The 16921-nt window shown below is 70.4% G+C and carries 15 protein-coding genes and 2 pseudogenes; 13 read left to right on the forward strand and 4 right to left on the reverse strand.

The genetic code is table 11. The features are described 5' to 3' along the window. Nucleotides 1-8: 8 nt before the first annotated feature. Complete coding sequence (locus IEY95_RS10040) at nt 9-1100, reverse strand: IS630 family transposase (RefSeq protein WP_189185583.1); 1092 nt, start codon at nt 1098-1100, stop codon at nt 9-11. 115 nt (nt 1101-1215) lie between these two features. Next, nucleotides 1216-2046 (reverse strand): TIGR02452 family protein, encoded by an 831-nt coding sequence (locus IEY95_RS10045; RefSeq protein WP_189185584.1) that lies wholly within the window; start codon nt 2044-2046, stop codon nt 1216-1218. A 257-nt stretch (nt 2047-2303) separates the two neighbouring features. On the opposite strand from IEY95_RS10045, the gene egtA reads away from it, so the two are divergent. From egtA to egtD, 4 genes are read left to right on the forward strand one after another with little or no spacing between them, the layout of a single operon-like run. Continuing rightward, nucleotides 2304-3626 (forward strand): ergothioneine biosynthesis glutamate--cysteine ligase EgtA, encoded by a 1323-nt coding sequence (gene egtA / locus IEY95_RS10050; RefSeq protein WP_189185585.1) that lies wholly within the window; start codon nt 2304-2306, stop codon nt 3624-3626. Further along, on the forward strand, nt 3623-4966 hold the full coding sequence (egtB, locus tag IEY95_RS10055; RefSeq protein ID WP_189185586.1) for an ergothioneine biosynthesis protein EgtB: 1344 nt from the start codon (nt 3623-3625) through the stop codon (nt 4964-4966). Before egtA ends, egtB begins: the two co-directional genes overlap by 4 nt. Beyond that, a complete protein-coding gene (egtC, locus tag IEY95_RS10060) occupies nt 4966-5793 on the forward strand; it encodes an ergothioneine biosynthesis protein EgtC (RefSeq protein ID WP_189185587.1) in 828 nt (275 codons plus the stop codon). Before egtB ends, egtC begins: the two co-directional genes overlap by 1 nt. Beyond that, nucleotides 5790-6761 carry an L-histidine N(alpha)-methyltransferase gene (gene egtD, locus IEY95_RS10065; protein WP_189185588.1) on the forward strand — a complete coding sequence of 324 codons (972 nt, stop codon included), beginning with the start codon at nt 5790-5792 and terminating at the stop codon, nt 6759-6761. Before egtC ends, egtD begins: the two co-directional genes overlap by 4 nt. A 298-nt stretch (nt 6762-7059) precedes the next feature. Here egtD and IEY95_RS10070 read toward each other — a convergent pair whose 3' ends face one another. Next, nucleotides 7060-8091 carry a LacI family DNA-binding transcriptional regulator gene (locus IEY95_RS10070; RefSeq protein WP_229702782.1) on the reverse strand — a complete coding sequence of 344 codons (1032 nt, stop codon included), beginning with the start codon at nt 8089-8091 and terminating at the stop codon, nt 7060-7062. A 323-nt stretch (nt 8092-8414) separates the two neighbouring features. On the opposite strand from IEY95_RS10070, the gene IEY95_RS10075 reads away from it, so the two are divergent. From IEY95_RS10075 to IEY95_RS10100, 6 genes and pseudogenes are all read left to right on the forward strand, one after another. Then, nucleotides 8415-9434 (forward strand): sugar ABC transporter substrate-binding protein, encoded by a 1020-nt coding sequence (locus tag IEY95_RS10075; RefSeq protein WP_189185590.1) that lies wholly within the window; start codon nt 8415-8417, stop codon nt 9432-9434. Continuing rightward, a pseudogene (locus IEY95_RS10080) lies at nt 9434-9577 on the forward strand (ABC transporter permease); the annotation flags it as partial. The gene IEY95_RS10075 and the pseudogene IEY95_RS10080, both read left to right, overlap by 1 nt. Beyond that, nucleotides 9569-9697, forward strand: a pseudogene (locus IEY95_RS10085) (sugar ABC transporter ATP-binding protein); the annotation flags it as partial. The pseudogenes IEY95_RS10080 and IEY95_RS10085, both read left to right, overlap by 9 nt. Beyond that, nucleotides 9694-10551, forward strand: coding sequence for a sugar phosphate isomerase/epimerase family protein (locus tag IEY95_RS10090; RefSeq protein WP_189185591.1), 858 nt, complete (start codon nt 9694-9696; stop codon nt 10549-10551). The pseudogene IEY95_RS10085 and the gene IEY95_RS10090, both read left to right, overlap by 4 nt. Before the next feature lie 218 nt (nt 10552-10769). Continuing rightward, nucleotides 10770-11966, forward strand: coding sequence for a Gfo/Idh/MocA family protein (locus IEY95_RS10095; RefSeq protein ID WP_189185592.1), 1197 nt, complete (start codon nt 10770-10772; stop codon nt 11964-11966). A gap of 25 nt (nt 11967-11991) precedes the next feature. Continuing rightward, complete coding sequence (locus IEY95_RS10100) at nt 11992-12990, forward strand: sugar phosphate isomerase/epimerase family protein (protein ID WP_189185593.1); 999 nt, start codon at nt 11992-11994, stop codon at nt 12988-12990. A 172-nt stretch (nt 12991-13162) separates the two neighbouring features. On the opposite strand, the gene IEY95_RS10105 is transcribed toward IEY95_RS10100, so the two are convergent. Next, the gene (locus tag IEY95_RS10105; protein ID WP_189185998.1) at nt 13163-13885 is read right to left on the reverse strand and encodes an IclR family transcriptional regulator; all 723 of its coding nucleotides are present in this window, start codon (nt 13883-13885) and stop codon (nt 13163-13165) included. Between the two features lie 151 nt (nt 13886-14036). On the opposite strand from IEY95_RS10105, the gene mhpD reads away from it, so the two are divergent. The 3 genes from mhpD to dmpG are packed head-to-tail and all read left to right on the forward strand — an operon-like array spanning nt 14037 to nt 16827. Continuing rightward, nucleotides 14037-14873, forward strand: coding sequence for a 2-keto-4-pentenoate hydratase (gene mhpD, locus IEY95_RS10110; protein WP_229702784.1), 837 nt, complete (start codon nt 14037-14039; stop codon nt 14871-14873). After that, a complete protein-coding gene (locus tag IEY95_RS10115; RefSeq protein ID WP_189185594.1) occupies nt 14870-15811 on the forward strand; it encodes an acetaldehyde dehydrogenase (acetylating) in 942 nt (313 codons plus the stop codon). Before mhpD ends, IEY95_RS10115 begins: the two co-directional genes overlap by 4 nt. Further along, a complete protein-coding gene (gene dmpG, locus IEY95_RS10120; RefSeq protein WP_189185595.1) occupies nt 15808-16827 on the forward strand; it encodes a 4-hydroxy-2-oxovalerate aldolase in 1020 nt (339 codons plus the stop codon). Before IEY95_RS10115 ends, dmpG begins: the two co-directional genes overlap by 4 nt. Nucleotides 16828-16921: the final 94 nt, after the last annotated feature.

The raw sequence follows: 16921 nt of genomic DNA on the forward strand, positions 1-16921 counted from the left end.
GCCGCAAGCTAGTGACGTGAGTCGGAGATTCTGTGGCAGTAGGCGGCGACTTTGTCGAGGATCTCGTCGGCTGTCTTGGTCCAGATGAAGGGTCTGGGGTGTTCGTTCCAGTCGGCGAGCCAGGCTCGGATGTCGCGCTCGAGAGCCTGGACGGAGCGGTGGACACCGCGGCGGAGTTTCTTCGAGGTCAGCTCGCCGAACCATCGCTCCACCAGGTTCAACCAGGATGAGCCCGTGGGTGTGAAGTGCAGGTGGAAGCGGGGGTGTGCCAGGAGCCACTTCTTGATGGCAGGTGTCTTGTGGGTGGCGTAGTTGTCCAGGATCAGATGGATGTCGAGGCTTGTCGGGACTTCCTTGTCGAGTTTGGCGAGGAACTTCTTGAACTCGGCGGCCCGGTGCCGGCGATGGATCGAGCCGATCACCTTGCCGGTGGCCACCTCCAGGGCCGCGAAGAGGGTGGTGGTGCCGGCGCGGACGTAGTCGTGGCTGCGGCGTTCGGGGACCCCGGGCATCATCGGCAGCACCGGCTGCGAACGGTCCAGGGCCTGGATCTGGGATTTCTCATCCACGCAGAGGACCAGTGCTTTCTCCGGCGGGTCGAGGTAGAGGCCGACGACATCACGGACCTTGTCGATGAACAACGGGTCCGTGGACAGTTTGAACGTCTCGCTGCGGTGCGGGGCCAGGGCGAAGGCACGCCAGATCCTGGACACCGCCGACTGGGACATACCGGTCGCGGCTGCCATGGAACGGGTCGACCAGTGAGTGGCGTTCGCCGGTTTCTCCTCGAGTGTCTTGACGATGACCCGTTCCACGTCGGCATCGGTGATCTTCCTGGGGACACCCGACCTGGGCTCGTCGGACAGGCCGTCCAGGCCACGGTCGAGGAAGCGTCTGCGCCAGGTTCGGACCGTGTCCGGAGCGACGCTCAGCCGCCGTGACACCTCCATGATCGAGTGTCCCTGGGCGCACTCCAGCACAATGCGGGAACGCAGGGCCAGAGCCTGTGCTGTCGAGCGGCGACGTACCCACCCCTCAAGCACAGCGCGCTGGGCATCCGTTACCGACAACGGCGGGATCTTCGGTCCACGACGATTCACGCCCAACCAACGACGAACCTCTGACTCACGTCACTAGCAGCCCCCGCTGCGACCGAGATCCGGGGCGCTCAGTCACCGCCCCTGGTCGCTCGGTCAGGGCCCCTGAAGGGGCACTTCAGCGGGCCCGCACCACAGATGCGAACGCTTGATCGAAGGCGCCGCGCGTCGACTGCCCCGCCGTACGGTCCAGAATGCCGAACACGACGTGGTCGAAGCGGCCCTCGAAGCGGCCCTTGACCAGCAGGTCCTTGAACGCCTCGGCGACCTGCGCCGGATCGTTCCGGAACACCCCGCAACCCCACGCACCGAGCACCAGCCGCCGGTAGCCGTGGGCCGCGGCGGTCTCCAGGACCCGCTCCGCACGTCTCGCGAGGGCCCCCGGCAGCTCGGGCGCGCGCTCCGGGGCGGCGCGCAGGACCACGCCCGCGTTCGGTGCCGCGGCGGTCAGGAATCCGACCGCGTACGGCTCGTCGAGGAGCCGGCCGCGGTCGTCGCGGAAGACGGGCACGGCGGGTGAGTGGATGACACGGTCCGTGTAGAACGGGTCGCGGTGGGCGCGGTGATGGTCGTAGAACTCCCGGGCCCGCAGGAGACAGGTGTACAGCGCGGAGGCCCGGCACAGGGCCTCTTCCTGGGCCTGCGCGCCGTTCAGATAGCCGCCGCCGGGATTGCGCGCCGAGGAGAAGTTCAGAACGGCGACGGGGCCGCTCTCCCCCGTGAGCCTTCGAACGGCCTCCAGGCTGCTCTCGCCGGTCACCTCGAACACGGTGTCGACCGCAATGGCCGGCGGTGTCTCCACCGGCTCCGGCCCGTGCATCCGCGTCCCGGCCCGGGCGGCCTCGATCGCCGCGGCGATCGGCACCTCACGACCGTCGGACGCGCGGTACGCCCCCGCCGTGACGATTTCCTGCGTCTGCTGCGCGATCGCGCGCAGGCGCGCGCTCATGGCGCGACCCCCGTACACGCCATGAGCGCGCCCTGTGCGATCTCCCCCGCCGTGCCCATGAACGCATCGTGAGCGATGCTGGTCTTCCGGCGCAACAGAGTTTCGCGGCGCCGCAAACAGTGTTTCCCGGTCCCGACAACGACGATCTGCACCCTTGTGCGAACCGCCGCGAGGGTCTTGGGTGGGACGGACGATTGCCGGTTCGGCCCACAAGACGCCGGGCCGGCGACATGGTGGAATCTCAGGAGGATCCCGACTTGTCCGATTCGGTGAGTGACTGTACGGAGCGCCGCTCCGCTGTCACCGAGGCCGAGGTGGAGGCGCTGGTCCGTGGCATCTGCTTCAAGACCGGTCCACCTCGCTACCTCGGTGTCGAAGTGGAATGGCTCGTCCACCAGCTGCGGCTGCCGCAGCTCCCGGTACCACCCGCACAACTCGAAGCGGCATACGCCGCACTGCGGACCCTGCCTCTGCGTTCGGCGCTGACCGTCGAACCCGGCGGCCAGCTGGAGCTCAGTTCCGCTCCCGCCGCCTCCCTGATGGAGTGCATCGGGTCCGTCTCGGCCGACCTCGACGCCGTACGCGCGACGCTGCGTGAGGCGGGCCTCGGCCTCAGTGGTTACGGCCACGATCCCTGGAACCCCCCGAGCCGGTTCCTCCATGAGCCGCGCTACGACGCCATGGAGCGGTACCTCGACCGGGCGGGACCCGAGGGCCGCGCCATGATGTGCAGCTCGGCCTCCGTCCAGGTGTGCCTGGACGCCGGATACGAGGAGCCCGGCCCGCTCGGGCACGGGCGCCGCTGGTGGCTCGCGCACCAACTGGGTGCGGTCCTGGTGGCCGCGTTCGCGCACTCTCCCCTCGCCCGGGGACGGCACACCGGCTGGCGCTCCACGCGGCAGTCGCTGTGGGCGGCGATGGACCCCGGGCGGTCCAGCGCGCCTCCCTTGGTCGGCGACCCACGCGCGGCCTGGGCCCGGCGTGTGCTGGACGCTCCGGTGATGTGCCTTCGGGCGCCGGACGGCCCCTGGGACGTGCCGGAGGGCCTGACTTTCCGGGAGTGGACCCGGTCCGACGCACCACCGGACCGGGCGGACCTCGACTATCACCTGACGACCCTGTTCCCGCCGGTGCGTCCGCGCGGCCATCTCGAACTCCGCATGATCGACGCGCAGCCGGGCGACGACGGGTGGATCGTGCCGCTCGCCGTCACCGCGGCTCTCTTCGACGACGCGGAGGCCGCCGAGACCGCCTACCGGACCGTCAAGCCCCTCGCCGAGCGGGCGGACTCCCAGCCGGCCCCGTGCAACCCGCTGTGGCGGGAGGCGGCGCGGAACGGCCTGGCCGATCAGGAGCTTCACGAAGCGGCCGTCACCCTTTTCGCGGCCGCGGCCGAGGCTCTGCCCCGGCTCGGTGCCACCACCGAAGTCCTCGACGCCGTGGCGGAGTTCACCGACCGCTATGTGGCCCGGGGCCGTTGTCCCGCCGACGATCTGCTGGGCCAACTGCACGGTCGATCCAACGGCCAGTCGCACGGTCAGTTCCACGGTCAGTTCCACGGGAAGGACATCCGCACATGACCGCCCCCGAAACCCTCCCCGAATCACTCACGGACCCGGAGTCGCTCAGGGAGCGCGCGCTGGACGCGCTCACCACGGCACGCGACCGCACCGCGCTCCTCACGTCCTGTGTGGAAGAGCCCGAGCTGACCGCACAGCACTCGCCGTTGATGTCCCCGCTGGTCTGGGACCTCGCGCACATCGGCAACCAGGAGGAGCTGTGGCTGCTGCGCGCGGTCGCGGGGCGTGAGGCGATGCGTCCCGAGATCGACGGACTGTACGACGCGTTCGAACATTCGCGCGCCGAGCGGCCCTCACTGCCGCTGCTGCCGCCCGCCGAGGCCCGCCTGTACGCGGCCGAGGTGCGCGGCCGGGCGCTGGACGTCCTGGAGAGCACCGCGTTCCAGGGCACGCGGCTGACCGAGGCGGGCTTCGCCTTCGGGATGATCGCGCAGCACGAGCAGCAGCACGACGAGACGATGCTGATCACTCATCAGCTCCGCAAGGGACCGGCCGCCCTGACGGCACCGGATCCCGCGCCGGCGCCCCTGTTCACCGGACCCGCCGAAGTCCTGGTGCCCGGCGGCCCGTTCATCATGGGCACGTCCACCGAGCCATGGGCACTGGACAACGAAAGGCCCGCGCACCGTCGTACGGTCCCGTCGTTCTTCATCGACACCACGCCGGTCACGAACGCCGCGTACCAGGCCTTCATCGAGGACGGCGGCTACGGCGACAGGCGCTGGTGGACTCCGGAGGGCTGGGACCACATTCGCGCCCACGACATCGAGGCTCCGCTGTTCTGGCGCCGCGAGGGCGGGCAGTGGCTGCGACGGCGCTTCGGTGTCACCGAGGTCGTCCCGCCCGACGAGCCGGTGCTGCACGTGTGCTGGTACGAGGCGGACGCGTACGCGCGCTGGGCGGGGCGGCGGCTGCCCACCGAGGCCGAGTGGGAGAAGGCGGCCCGGCACGACCCGGCGTCCGACCGTTCCACCCGCTATCCCTGGGGCGACGCCGACCCCACTCCCGAGCACGCCAACCTCGGCCAGCGCCATCTGCGCCCGGCCCCGGCCGGCAGCTATCCGGCGGGGGCATCGCCCCTGGGCGTACGCCAGTTGATCGGCGACGTGTGGGAATGGACGTCGAGCGATCTGACGCCCTACCCGGGCTTCGTGGCCTTCCCCTACCGGGAGTACTCGGAGGTCTTCTTCGGGCCGGAGTACAAGGTGCTGCGCGGCGGCTCGTTCGCGGTGGACCCGGTGGCCTGCCGCGGCACGTTCCGCAACTGGGACTATCCGATCCGGCGGCAGATCTTCTCCGGCTTCCGTACGGCCCGGGACGCCGGGTCCGGGGGTTCCTGATGTGCCGTCATCTGGCTTTCCTGGGACCCGAGGAGCCGCTCGGCGCGCTCCTCGTGGAACCGCCGCACAGCCTGTTCCGGCAGTCGTGGGCACCCCGGCGGCAGCAGCACGGGACCGTCAACGCCGATGGTTTCGGGGTGGGTTGGTACGCCGAGGGCGACCCCGCGCCCGCCCGGTACCGCCGTACCGGGCCCATCTGGGGCGACCAGTCCTTCGCCGACCTGGCGCGTGTCGTCAAGGCTTCCGCGCTGCTCGCGGCGGTGCGGGACGCGACCGTGGCGGGCGCGGACGGGGAGGCCGCGGCGGCGCCGTTCGCCGCGGGCCCCTGGCTGTTCAGCCACAACGGCGCCGTGGCCGGGTGGCCCGGCTCCCTCGCACCGCTCGCCGCGACCCTGCCCGCGGCGGAGTTGCTGTCGCTGGAGGCCCGCTGTGACTCGGCGCTCGTGTGGGCGCTGGTCCTGCACCGGCTGCGCGCCGGCGACGACGAGAGCCAGGCGCTGGCCGACACGGTCCTGGAGGTCGCCGAGGCGGCCCCCGGGTCCCGGCTCAACCTGCTGCTCACCAACGGCGACACGATCACCGCGACCGCCTGGGGCGACACCCTCTGGTATCTCACCCGACCCGGCCGCCGCACCGTCGTGGCCTCCGAGCCCTACGACGACGATCCGCACTGGCAGGAGGTCCCCGACCGCGCACTCCTCATGGCGAGCCGCACCGAAGTGCTGCTCACCCCGCTCAAGGACATGACCGACGACATGGCATCCTCCCCCACTCTCGGCTCCGCTCGACCGGGGGGACCCCCATCACCGAAGGAGCCCCGTACGTGAGTCCGTTCCTTCTCACCCGCACCCTGCCCGAGGACGCCACGGACGCCGCGCTGCGCGCGGACGTCCTGCACGGCCTCACCCGCACACCGAAGACGCTTCCACCGAAGTGGTTCTACGACGCGTACGGCAGCGAGCTCTTCGAGAAAATCACCGAACTGCCCGAGTACTACCCCACACGCGCCGAGCGCGAGATCCTGATCGCCCGCGCCGACGAGATCGCCCGGGCGAGCGGCGCGCGCACCCTCGTCGAACTGGGCTCCGGCTCGTCCGAGAAGACGCGCTATCTGCTCAAAGCGCTGCCCGAGCTGCACACCTACGTACCCGTTGACGTCAGCGAGAGCGCCCTCACTCAGGCCGGGCAAGCGCTGATCGGCGAGCATCCGGACCTCAGCGTGCACGCGCTGATCGCCGACTTCACCGGTGGTCTCACGCTTCCCGGCACGCCAGGGCCGCGGCTTGTGGCGTTCCTCGGCGGCACGATCGGCAATCTGCTGCCCGCCGAGCGCGCCACGTTCCTGGCGTCCGTACGGTCCCTGCTGTCGCCCGGCGACGCGCTGCTGCTGGGCACGGACCTGGTCAAGGACGAGTCGGTCCTCGTCGCCGCGTACGACGACGCGGCCGGGGTGACCGCCGCGTTCAACAAGAACGTCCTGACCGTCGTCGACCGCGAGCTCGGCGCCGACTTCGACCCCGACGCGTTCGACCACGTCGCCCTCTGGGACGCCGAGCAGGAGTGGATCGAGATGCGCCTGCGGTCGCGCACCGCGCAGACCGTGAAGATCCCCGCCCTCGACCTCACCGTCGACTTCGCGGACGGCGAGGAACTGCGCACCGAGATCTCGGCGAAGTTCCGCGAGAACGGGGTGCGCGGCGAACTGGCCGCCGCGGGCTTCGAGTTGACCCATTGGTGGACGGATCAGGAAGGCCGCTTCGCACTGTCGCTGAGCACGGCCGCCGGTAGTTCGTGACGATCCGGCATGTGACTACCGCCGACAGTTGTCACATGCCGCAACCTGTGATCACCGTGATCATCTCTCGGCAGCAGCGTGAGAGACCGCCCGGGTGGTGAACCCGGTCGGCCACGGGCGTCGGCGGGTGGTTACCGCCGGCGCCCGTTGCGCGATCGAGGTCGGCTTCGGCGGCAGAAGGCGATCACCACCGCCGGCAGGACCGTGTCGCGCCGTTCGCAGATGTCCGCGAGGGCGAGGGCGACCGAACAGTACTGCCGACACCGCTCGTGGAAGCGGCCGCACTCCGCAGCACGCGTCAGGCAGGTTCTGCCGTGGTGCCGCGCAGGACGAGGCGCGGGTTGAGGACGACTTCGCGGGGCTCGGTGCGGTCCTGGTCGAGGCGCTCGACGGCGGCGGTCACCGCGTACTGGGCCTGCTCCCTGGCGCTCTGACTGACGGTGGTCAGGTTGAAGCAGCTCAGCCGGGAGAGCGTGTCGTCGTCATAGCCGGCCACGGACACCTCGCCCGGGACGGCGACACCGGCTCGGGCGAGGGCGGCCAGGACGCCGATGGCGCACTGGTCGTTGAACGCGACGACCGCGGTGGGCAGTTGGGGACCGCCGAGGATGTGCCGGACGGCACGTTCGCCGGCCGCTTCGGTGTGGTCGCCGGTGAGCACCCGGACGTGGTCGTCCAGGCCGTGGCGACGCATGGCGGTGCGATAGCCGCGGCGTCGGTCGGTGGCGATGACGCCCTTGCCGCCGTCCACGTAGACGATCTCGCGATGGCCGAGTCCGACCAGGTGGTCGACGATCTGACCCACACCGTCGTCGTCCGCCGTGCGTACGACGTCCAGGGGGGCGTCCGTGATCCGGCGACCGACGGCGATGACGGGGGCCTTGTTGTCGAGGGCGGCGAGCGCGTCCGCGGGTGCGGTCGGGCCGAGCAGGATCAGCGCCTCGCTGCGGAAGGCCAGCAGGGTCTCCACCGCGGTGTGCTCGTCGCGAGTGCGGGTGAGGGTGCTCAGGACGAGGTCGTAGCCGACCTCCTCGGCCGCGGTGTGCAGGTGCTCGACCAGTTCGGCGTGGAAGGGGCTGTGGATGTCGACCATGACACCGAGCAGCCGGCTGCGCCTGCTGGCCAGCGTGCTGGCCGTGCGGTCCACCTGGTAGCCGAGGTCGGCGGCCGCCTTCAGGACACGCTGCCGGGTCCGTTCGCTCGGGCCTGACACCCCGCGCAGCACCAGGGACACCGATGCCGTGGACAGCCCCACCCGCGCGGCCACGTCCTCCAACCTGGGACGTTTGTGCGTGCCGTTCCGGTGACGCGCGGAACCGACGTCGTCCACATGTGCCTCCCCGCGGCAAATCTCCTTGCGCAACACCCTTGACACCCTCGCGAAGCAAGGCCGATAGTACCAGAACTTAAAGCGCTTTAAATTGTCCTGTTGTTCGAATGAAGTCATCCCAAGAGCGCGGCAGCCATCCCCACTGATCGCGTTGTCCGACTCCGCCTCCAGGCGGCACCCCGCCCCTGAGACCGGCCACACCAGCGAGGCCGCGCGCTCCGCCCGGAGCGCGCCCCTGACCCGGGCCGTCGCGTCCACCCGCACCCACCCGGCGGCCGGCGATCCACACACCCCTTCCAGTTGCACAGTGAGGTGCACGCAGCATGAACCCCACAGCTCTTCCCCGCTCCCGCAGAATCGCCCCCGTGGTGGCCGTGGCCGCCGCGGCCGCCCTGGCCCTGGCGGGCTGTTCCAGCAGCGCCGGTGGCAAGAAGGCCGAAGAGCAGGCCGGTGACGTCGGGGCCGGCAAGGCCGACACCCCGCGCATGACGATCGCGATGGTCACCCATGCCCCCTCCGGCGACACCTTCTGGGACACCATCCGCAAGGGCGCCGAGGCCGCGGCCGCCAAGGACAACGTCAAGCTCATCTACTCCAACGACGAGAGCGCCGGCGACCAGGCCAACCTGGTGCAGAACGCGATCGACCAGAAGGTCGACGGCATCGCCGTCACCCTGGCCAAGCCGGACGCCCTGAAGTCCGTGGTCGCCAAGGCGGAGAAGGCCGGCATCCCGGTCGTCGGTCTCAACGCGGGGCTCGGCGTCTGGAAGCGGCAGGGCCTGTTGTCGTTCTTCGGCCAGGACGAGTCCGTCTCAGGCCAGGCACTCGGCACCAAGCTCAACGGCACCGGCGCCCAGCACGCCCTGTGCGTGATCCAGGCTCAGGGCGACGTCAACCTCGAAGAGCGCTGCGCCGGAGTGAAGAAGACCTTCAGCGGCAAGACGGACATCCTCTACGTCAACGGCACCGACATGCCGTCCGTGAAGTCGACGATCACCGCCAAGCTCAAGCAGGACTCCTCCATCGACGAGGTGGTCACCCTCGGCGCTCCCATTGCGCTGACCGCCGCTCAGGCCGTGTCCGAGGGGGGCAGCAAGGCCAAGGTCGCCACCTTCGACCTCAACAAGGACCTCGTCTCCGGCATCGAGAAGGGCACGATCCAGTTCGCCGTCGACCAACAGCCGTATCTGCAGGGCTACCTCGCCGTCGACTCGCTGTGGCTGTACAAGACCAACGGCAACTTCAGCGGCGGTGGTGAGCAGCCGGTGCTGACCGGCCCGGCCTTCGTCGACAAGTCCAACGTCGACACCGTCGCCAAGTTCGCGGCGAAGGGTACGCGGTGATGAGCATGACGCGGCAGGCCGAGCCCACGGTGACCACACCGCCGGTCTCCGGCCCGAAGGAAGCCGACCTCCGGACCACTCAACGCTCCCTGGCTCTCCGTCTGTTGGCCCGACCCGAGGTCGGTGTCTTCCTCGGTGCCGTACTCGCGGCCCCCAAGCACGAGTTGGCCCAAGTCCGCGGCGTCGACGTCGAAGAACTCCCCGAAGAGGAAGACCTCACGGCCACTGCGGCGGCCACTGCACCGGAAGGCACCCTCTCGTGAAGATCGCCCTCGACCCCTACATGATCCGCAGCGTCCCGTTGCTCGAACTGCCCTCGGTAGTCGCAGAGTTGGGCTACGAGTGGATCGAGCTGTCCCCTCGGGAGGACTTCATTCCGTTCTTCCGGCACCCGCGCGTCGACGACGCGACGGTTCGGAAGTTCCGCAAGGCCCTGGACGCGGCCGGAGTCGGCATCTCCTCGCTGCTGCCCCTGTTCCGCTGGTCCGGTCCGGACGAGGACGCGAGGCAGGCCGCCGTACGGTACTGGAAGCGCTCGATCCAGATCGCCGCCGACCTCGGTGTGGACAGCATGATCTCGGAGTTCAACGGGAGGCCGGAGGATTCCGACCGCAGCGAGGCCCAGTTCTGGACGTCGCTGGACGAGCTGCTGCCGGTGTTCGAGCGGGAGGGCATCCACCTCGCCCTCGAACCCCACCCCGACGACTTCATCGAGAACGGTTACGACGCGGTCAACCTCATCCGGGGCATCAACCACTCCCATGTCGGCTTCCTCTACTGCGCCCCGCACACCTTCCACATCGGCAACGACGCCCCCGGCATCATCAAGTACGCGGGTGACCTGCTCACCCACGTCCACCTGGCCGACGCCTTCGACCACACGGCGTCCTCGGGCAACCGCTACATCCTCAACCCGCCCGGCACCCCCGCCCGCATCCACCAGCATCTCGACATCGGGCAGGGCGAGGTCGACTTCGACGAGCTCTTCCGCGAACTGCGCGCCAACGGGTTCGACGGCACCCTGACCGCCTGCGTGTTCGCCTGGGAGGAACGGGCCAAGGAGTCCTCGCTGTTCATGCGCGAGAAGATCGCCGACTACCTGGCCGACGGGTCCTGACGAACCCCGGCCCTCATGGGCGGGGTACGGGCTCTCCGCTCACCGGATTTAAAGCGCTTTAATGCCGACCTCGCCACCCCGGGATCTCCCGAAGCGGAAGCCGTTCTCGCGGCCGTCGATCTTGAGGCCGCGGCCGCCGACGATGCGCCACACGACCGCCGGCTTCAACTCCCCCACCTCCAGCTGACGCCCCCACATGTCCTTTTGAAAGGCACCCCATGACAACCTCCGCCAAGCCCCTGTCGGTCGCGGTGATCGGAGCCGGCATGGCCGGCCGCAGCCACGCCGCCGGATATCGCAACGTCAACACGGTCTTCGGGGCCGGCCTGCCGCCGGTCCGCCTGGCCGCGATAGCCGATGCCAACGTCGCCCTCGGCGAGGACGCCGCCCGCCGCTACGGATACGAGAAGGCGCTCCCCAGCTGGGAGGCCGTCGCCGAGGACCCGACGATCGACGCCGTCAGCATCGTCGTCGGAAACGATCTGCACCGGCCGATCGCCGAGGCGCTGGTCGCCGTGGGCAAGCACGTGCTGTGCGAGAAGCCGCTGGCCGGATCGCTCGAAGACGCCCGCGCGATGGCCGAGTTGGAGCGCGGCGCCGATGTCGTGACGGCCGTCGGCTACACGTTCCGCCGCTCCCCCGCCATCGCCGCGATCCGCGACCATGTCCACCGCGGCGAGGTGGGAGATCTCACGCTGTTCAGCGGCCGGTACTGGTGCGACTACGCGACCGACCCGAACGGGCCGCTGAGCTGGCGGTTCAAGGGCGGCCCCGGCTCCGGTGCGCTCGGCGACATCGGCGCCCATGTGATCGACGCCGCCGAGTACGTCGCCGGTCCCATCACCGCCGTCTCCGGTGCCTCACTGTCGACGCAGATCCCCAAGCGCCCCCTCCCGCTGGGCGCGGTCGTCGGGCACAACGCCGCGCCCGTCTCTGACGAGGTGGGCGAGGTGGAGAACGAGGACACCGCCTCCTTCACCGCCCGCTTCGAGTCCGGCCTGGTGGGCACGTTCTCGGTGTCCCGCACCGCCTTCGGCCTGCCCAACGGGCTGTCCTTCGACGTCCTGGGCCTCGGCGGCCGGGCCGCGTTCGACCAGCACCGGCCGGCCGAGTACCTCTTCGACGACGCGCAGCCCGAGGCCCGCACGCGAGGCGTCCGTCAGATCATCGCCGGACCGCAGCTGCCGTATTTCGCGGGCGGCTACCCGATGGAGGCCCCGGGCGTCGGCGGCGGCAACGCCGAGATGTTCACCTACCAGGCCCGTGCCTTCCTCGACCAGGTCGCGGGCGGCGCCGAGCCGCTGCCCGCCTGCGCCACCTTCGCCGACGCGCTGCGGACCATGGAGATCATCCAGGCAGTCGTCGAGTCCTCCCGCAACGGCGGCGCCGCCGTCACGGTTCCGCCCGCCGCCTGACCACCCGCATCGAAGGAGCACCCACATGGCCCTCAAGCTCGGCGCCTACACCGCCTGTCTGCACGACCGTCCCCTCGCCGAAGCCCTCGACATCCTCAAGGAGAACGGCCTGACCTCCGTGGAGGTCAACACCGGCGGCTTCATCCCCTCCCCCCACTGCCCGGTCGACCTCCTCCTGTCCTCGGCCACCGCGCGCGAGGAATACCTGGCGGCCTTCGCCGACCGCGGCATGGAACTGACCGGACTCAACTGCAACGGCAACCCGCTCAACCCGCTCCCGGGGGTCGGCCCGAAGCACGCCGACGACCTGCGCCGCACCATCCGCCTCGCCGGCCTGCTCGGCGTGAAGCACATCGTGACCATGTCCGGCACCCCTGGCTCCGACCCCGACGCCAAGTACCCCTCCTGGGTGGTCAACCCGTGGGACGGCGTCTACATGGACGTCCTGGACTACCAGTGGGGCCTGGCCGTCGAGTTCTGGAAGGAGATCGACGCGCTCGCCCGGGAGAACGACGTCCGGGTCGCCATCGAGATGCACCCGCACAACCTCGTCTTCTCACCGATCACCCTGAAGCGGCTCGTCGACGAGGTCGGCGCGACGAACATCGGCGCCGAGATGGACCCCTCGCACCTGATGTGGCAGGGCATGGACATCGTCGCCTCCATCAAGTGGCTCGGCCCACTGGTCTTCCACGCCGCCGCCAAGGACGCGACACTCTGCCCCGGCGCCGACATCCGCGGTGTACTGGACACCTCGTTCACCCGCGTCCCCGCCGACGCGCCCGGCAAGGTGCCCACCGGCTACGACTTCTGGTGCAACGCCTGGCCGGAGAACCCGGCCTGGAAGTTCGTCGCCGTCGGCCTCGGAAACGACGTCCCCTTCTGGACCGAGTTCCTTGGCGCCCTCGCCGAGGTCAACCCCGACATGGCCGTGAACATCGAACACGAAGACGCGGCCTACTCCCAGACCGACGGACTGGCCCTGGCAGCCAAGAACCTGCACAGCGCCGCGGCAGCCCTCTGACCCGCCCGGGGGCGTGACCCCCGCTCCTGCCGACCCGGTGGGCGCGGGGCCCTCGTCTCCACACCGAACGGGGAAGTGCCCGAGCGCTGTGCCGTAAGCACGCCCACGAAGGCCTCCGGTCGTGCCGCATCGGCCCGGTGTCCCGGTCAGCCGCATCGGCCCGGTGTCCCGGTCAGCCGCTCCCCCGCAGCACCCGGGACAGTCCCAGTGCCGCGGTTCGCACAGCGGGGGCCAGTTGGGCGGGGCTGAAACGTGAACGCGGGACGGCCACCGAGAGGGCGGCCACCGTGGTGCCGCCGGCGAAGACGGGGGCCGCAATGCAGCTCACATCGAGCGCGGCCTCCTGCTCCTCGTAGGCGAGGCCCGACACCTGGATCTTCTCCAGGGCCATGCGCAAGCGGGTCGGGTCGGTGATCGAGTACGGGGTGAGGCTCGGCAGCGGCCGGGACAGCACCTCCTCCATCAACTCCGGGCCGGAGAAGGCCAGCAGGGCCTTCCCCACGCCGGTGCAGGTCAGCGGCAGGCTGCCACCGATGCGGGAGGGAAGCCGCAGGGCCTCGTGGCCGTGGATGCGTTCGAGGTAGACGACCTCCATGCCCTCACGGACGCCGAGGTGGACGGTCTCGCGGGTGGCCTCGAACAGGTCCTGCAGGAACGGCAGCGCCGTCTCCCGCAGATCGAGTCGGTGCGGGACCAGCGAGCCGAGCTCGAACAGCTTCGCGCCGAGCCGGTACTGGGGACCCGATCGCTCCAGCCAGCCCAGCCGGACGAGGTCCCCCGCCAGCCGGTGCACTGTCGGCTTGGGCAGACCGGCGCGCTCTGAAAGTTCCGACAGACGGTACGGACCCCCGCTTGGGCTGAAGCATTCGAGGATGACCGCGGCTTTGTCCAACATGCTGCCGCCCATACTGTTCCGTGTCACGGAACAAAGTTTGTTCCATCGGTGGGGTGCTGTCTATACCGATGGGGGTACCGCGAGACGCCAGACGCACCGCCGGCCGCTCACGGGTACCACCCCCGCACCGCTCCCCTTCTGGAGGTAACCCGTGTCGACCGTGCTCGACGGCATCCGTCCGGACGCCGTTCCACCGACGGTGGTCAAGGCCGCCGACCTGCTGGCGGAGGCCGCCCGCACCGGGGCCGCCTGCCCGCCGGTGCGTGACCTGTTCGACGGCAACGGCGATCTGGAGACCGCGTACGCCGTGCAGCAGCTGAACGTCCGGCGCGGCCTGGACGCCGGCCGCCGGATCGTCGGCCGCAAGATCGGCCTGACCTCCCCGGCCGTGCAGCGTCAGCTCGGGGTGGACCAGCCCGATTTCGGCGCGCTGTTCGCGGACATGGCCGTGCCGGACGGGGGCGAGGTACCCGCCGGGCGGCTGCTGCAGCCCAAGGTGGAGGCCGAGGTCGCGCTCGTCCTCGGCCGCGACCTGGCGCACCGTGAGTGCACGGTCGTCGACGTGCTGCGGGCGGTCGACTTCGCGCTGCCCGCCCTGGAGATCGTCGACAGCCGGGTGCGGGGGTGGGACATCTCCCTCGTCGACACCGTCGCCGACAACGCTTCCTGCGGCCTGTACGTCCTCGGCGGCACACCCGTACCCCTCACCGGAATCGACCTGCGCTCCGTGACGATGACCATGACCCGCGGCGGCGAGACCGTCTCCGAGGGCACCGGCGCCGACTGCCTCGGGGGCCCCCTCAACGCGGCCGTCTGGCTGGCTTCGGCCCTCGCCGAGCGGGGCGACCCGCTGCGCGCGGGCGACCTCGTGCTGACCGGCGCTCTGGGCCCGATGACCCCCGCCGCCCCCGGTGACGTGTTCGAGGCCCACGTCTCGGGCCTGGGCTCCGTGCGAGTCGGGTTCGCCACGGAAGGGAACGACCAGTGAGCGGCACGACGAAGGTCGCCATCATCGGCTCGGGCAACATCGGCACCGACCTCATGATCAAGGTCCTGCGGCTCTCGGAGAGCCTCGAGATCGCCGCCATGGCCGGCATCGACCCCGAGTCCGACGGCCTGGCCCGCGCCCGCCGCCTGAAGGTGGCCACCACCCACGAGGGCATCGAAGGGCTTGTCGCCCTGGACGAGTTCGCCGACGTCGAGATCGTCTTCGACGCCACCTCGGCCGGGGCCCACCGCCACCACGACGAGGTACTACGACCCCTGGGCCGTACCCTCGTGGACCTCACCCCCGCCGCGCTCGGCCCGTACGTGGTGCCGCCGGTCAACGGTGACGTCCACCTCGACGCCCCGAACGTCAACATGGTCACCTGCGGCGGCCAGGCCACCATCCCGATCGTCGCCGCCGTCAGCGCCGTCACCCCGGTCCACTACGGCGAGATCGTCGCCTCCATCGCCTCCCGTTCCGCCGGGCCCGGCACACGCGCCAACATCGACGAGTTCACCGAGACCACCTCCTCCGCCATCGAGCAGGTCGGCGGCGCCGCCCGCGGCAAGGCGATCATCGTCCTCAACCCGGCCGAACCTCCGCTGATCATGCGGGACACCGTGCACTGCCTGGTCTCCGGCTGCGCCACCGAGGCCGTCACCGCGTCCATCGAGGCGATGGTCGGCCGCGTCCAGGCCTACGTACCCGGCTACCGGCTCAAGCAGAAGGTGCAGTACGAGAGCGTCGCGGCGGACGATCCGCTGCGCACCCTCGCCCCGAGTGCGGGCAACGCCCTCAAAGTCTCGGTGTTCCTGGAAGTCGAGGGCGCCGCCCACTACCTCCCGGCCTACGCCGGAAACCTCGACATCATGACCTCGGCCGCGCTGCGCACCGCGGAACGCATGGCCACCCATCGCACCCCGGAGGTGGCCAAGTGACCGCCTTGTACGTCCAGGACGTGACCCTGCGGGACGGCATGCACGCCGTCCGGCACCGCTACACCGTCGACCAGGCACGCGCCATCGCCGCGGCCCTGGACGCCGCCGGTGTGGCCGCCATCGAGATCGCCCATGGTGACGGCCTGTCGGGCTCGAGCATCAACTACGGCGTCGGCGCCCACACCGACTGGGAATGGATCGAGGCCGTCTCCGACGTCGCGCATCACGCGGTGCCCACCACGCTGCTGCTGCCCGGCATCGGCACCCTGCACGACCTCAGACAGGCCCACACCCTGGGCATCCGCTCGGTACGCGTCGCCACCCACTGCACCGAGGCCGACATCTCCGCCCAGCACATCGCCGCCGCCCGCGAGTTGGGCATGGATGTCGCCGGGTTCCTGATGATGTCCCACATGGCCGAGCCCGCCGAACTGGCCCGCCAGGCCAAGCTGATGGAGTCCTACGGCGCCCACTGCGTCTACGTCACCGACTCCGGCGGCCGCCTCACCATGGACGGCGTACGCGACCGGGTCCGCGCCTACCGGGATGTGCTCGACCCGTCCACCGAACTCGGCATCCACGCCCACCACAACCTCGCCCTGGGCGTGGCCAACACCGTCGTCGCCGTCGAGAACGGCGTCACCCGGGTCGACGCCTCCCTGGCCGGGCAGGGCGCCGGGGCCGGCAACTGCCCCCTGGAGGCGTTCGTCGCGGTCGCCGATCTCATGGGCTGGGAGCACGGCTGCGACCTGTTCCCGCTCATGGACGCCGCCGACGACCTCGTACGACCGCTGCAGGACCGCGAGGTACGGGTGGACCGCGAGACCCTCAGCCTGGGCTACGCGGGCGTGTACTCCAGCTTCCTGCGCCACGCCGAGACCGCTGCCGCCCGCTACGGTCTCGACACGCGCCGCATCCTCGTCGAGGTCGGCCGACGGGGCATGGTCGGCGGCCAGGAGGACATGATCACCGACATCGCGCTGGACCTGGTCGCCCGCGCCGAGTCCACGTCCTGATCCCGTACGCCACAGCGGTGAGCCCCGGCCGACGTGGCCGGGGCTCATCGCTGCCTCCGAGCTGGTGCACGACGGGGGCGAAGGCGGTGCTCGT

Source organism: Streptomyces albiflavescens (assembly GCF_014645835.1).
Lineage (GTDB): Bacteria > Actinomycetota > Actinomycetes > Streptomycetales > Streptomycetaceae > Streptomyces > Streptomyces albiflavescens.

Excerpts from the sequence above, each read along its gene's own strand:
- IEY95_RS10045 (WP_189185584.1), bottom strand. The coding sequence starts at position 2,046 with ATGAGCGCGCGCCTGCGCGCGATCGCGCAGCAGACGCAGGAAATCGTC.
- egtB (WP_189185586.1), top strand. The coding sequence starts at position 3,623 with ATGACCGCCCCCGAAACCCTCCCCGAATCACTCACGGACCCGGAGTCG.
- egtC (WP_189185587.1), top strand. The coding sequence starts at position 4,966 with ATGTGCCGTCATCTGGCTTTCCTGGGACCCGAGGAGCCGCTCGGCGCG.
- IEY95_RS10075 (WP_189185590.1), top strand. The coding sequence starts at position 8,415 with ATGAACCCCACAGCTCTTCCCCGCTCCCGCAGAATCGCCCCCGTGGTG.
- IEY95_RS10095 (WP_189185592.1), top strand. The coding sequence starts at position 10,770 with ATGACAACCTCCGCCAAGCCCCTGTCGGTCGCGGTGATCGGAGCCGGC.
- IEY95_RS10100 (WP_189185593.1), top strand. The coding sequence starts at position 11,992 with ATGGCCCTCAAGCTCGGCGCCTACACCGCCTGTCTGCACGACCGTCCC.
- IEY95_RS10105 (WP_189185998.1), bottom strand. The coding sequence starts at position 13,885 with ATGTTGGACAAAGCCGCGGTCATCCTCGAATGCTTCAGCCCAAGCGGG.